Annotated in this window: 1 protein-coding gene and 1 pseudogene; both read left to right on the plus strand. The window is 49.7% G+C overall.

Annotation, left to right across the window (positions count from 1 at the left end; genetic code table 11):
- Positions 1–1,007, plus strand: a pseudogene (locus ACVWYZ_RS14245) (glycosyltransferase family protein); the annotation flags it as partial.
- 297 nt (positions 1,008–1,304) lie between these two features.
- Positions 1,305–2,397: class I SAM-dependent methyltransferase (locus ACVWYZ_RS14250; protein WP_457467423.1), on the plus strand; the 1,093-nt coding region annotated here is incomplete at its 3' end.

The following is a 2,397-nucleotide window of genomic DNA, read 5'->3' on the forward strand; positions in this document are numbered from 1 at the left end:
ACGAGCCCATCCAAGAGCTGCATCGAGTGCAAGAGCGGCTGCAGGTGCTGGTTAGCCAAGGTTGTCCGGAAGTGATAGCAGCAGACTTGCTGGACTTGCCGCGGCTGGAGCTGTATGTGGAAGAGGGGTTTGGGGATCCCTGTGCCCTGCTGCAGCAGAAGGGAGTGCCCGAGCGAATTCACGAGGTGAGAGGGGAGCCAGCCAGTCGGCCTAGTTTTGATGCGGTGGTGTGCACAGCTGAGGACTTGCAGCGGCTGGGGCGGCCTGTGAGGGCTAACTTTGCTTTTGTCTTGGCAGAGGACCACCAACTTCTTTTGGCCAATGCCAGTAAGTTAATGGAAGCAGTGTTGACTGGCTTTGACTTTGGCAAACTCAGGTTTTCGGTAAAGCTCTACCCAGACACCGTTTTTTACGAGAGGACGTATCTTAACTTTCCTGTGTTTCTGTCTAGTCAGGTGCAGATGGTTATCGACATCGGAGCTGGGGTAGGCCTTGGTAGCGTTTGTTTTCGGGGTTTCTGCCCTGAGGCGGCCATTCATTGTTTTGAGGTGGATCCCTTGGCCTTGCACCTGCTGCAGCAGAATGCTCTTGGCCTGGGCAACTGCTTTGTGCATCCGGTGGGGCTAGCGGGGCAGAATAGCTGCAGAACTTGTCGGCTCTGGCCGGAGGATCCTCAGGCCGAGTGGGGAGTGGAGCAGCCGCTCCCTTTCCGGGAAGCCAGGGCAGCCCTCAAGGAGCTGGGTCTGGAGTTCATCGATGTGCTCAGGGTGGCTACAGGTGGAGATGAGGTGGAGGTGTTGACCAGCTTGCAAGAGCAGCTCAAAGACATCAAGGTGATTTACGTGGAGTTTACTTCTGAGCAAGACCGCGAGCAAATTGACCAGATGTTGGACCCTACCCATCTCCTCTGGCAGGGAGAAGTTGTAGCAGGCCAAAGAGGAGTCCTTTGCTATCTAAGCAGGGCTTGCTTTGTCGACAACAATTCAAACCTTGGAGGAGAGACTTAAGGTTATGAACTCAACCATTATCGTTACGGCTGCTGACTTCAGGGGACTATTCTCTCCATCCGAGAGAAACCTCAGGGGCACTCTGTAGATATTGGATTCTTGGATGTAGGCTGTACACCGGAGCAGTTGCAATGGATAGGTCAGTACGTTGACCACATCGTTGAGCCAGGTTGGAACTATACCCTTCCAGAGGCCGATAGACAGCCCAAGTACCTCAAGGCGCTAGTTTCCAGACCCTTCTTGCCTAGGTACTTCCCGAGCTATGAGACTTACATTTGGATTGATGCAGATGCTTGGGTGCAAGACTGGTCTGCAATTGAGCTTCTTACCCTGGGAGCAAGATACAAAAACCTTGCAGTTGTTCCTGAGTTGCTAAATACTCTCTTCGATCCCTATCCATTTTCGCATCAAGCTTTTCACCTCTCGGGATACATCAAGTACTTTGGACATGTATATAACCACCCATACATAAGACCAAATCTAAATGCTGGTGTATTCTCTGGAAGTAATTCCGGTATTCACTGGGTAGCATGGAAAAACAGACTGAGCCAAGCTATCTCTATGAGCCTCGATCTATACTCAGATCAGTATTCTCTAAACCTGGCTATTCATAATGACTTAGGGATAGATAACGTTCAAATTTTACCATTGTTTTGTAACTGGACAGTTCATAGTAAACTACCTCTATGGGATCCAAAAAGAAAGCTCTGGGTTGAGCCTTGGAAGCCTTACATCCCTTTAGAGATTCTACACATTACCTATAAAGATAAGGATAGAAAAACTCATGTAGCTCATACTACCGATGGCTTCAAAGTTGAAGCCAGTCTTTGGTATCCTAGAAGCCATTCTTCTCCAATCAGAAGGTATGACTATGTATCAGCTAATCAAAAGAAAATATATCTCGACTACAACTTCCCTCTAATGACTGCTATCGATCCAGGGCCTCATCCCTGGCCTTATCTACGGAAAGAAGTTCCTCAGCTTTGGACTGCGGATTTGCGTCAACCTACTATCGGCTTTGTTAGTCGAGACGAGGCTCATATTCTGTACAATACTGCCCTTAAGCTACAAGGAAGAAACGCTTTGGAGATCGGCTGTTGGCTAGGTTGGTCAACTGCTCACTTGGCAGCAGGCGGGGTTATTCTCGATGTGGTAGATCCTGATCTGGCCGATCCCCAGATTTATGGAAGTGCGGATCAATCTCTTCGCTCGGCTGGAGTTCGCTCTAATGTCAATCTCTATCCTGGCTATAGCCCAGGGAAGGTGGAGGAGATTGCCCAGCAAGAGGATTGTCGCTGGTCTCTGATTTTCATCGATGGGAATCATGACTCACCAGCCCCCTTGCAGGATGCTCAAGTGGCAGAGCGCTATGCTGCTGAGGATGCCTTGA

The sequence above is a fragment of the Thermostichus sp. MS-CIW-37 genome (assembly GCF_054060065.1).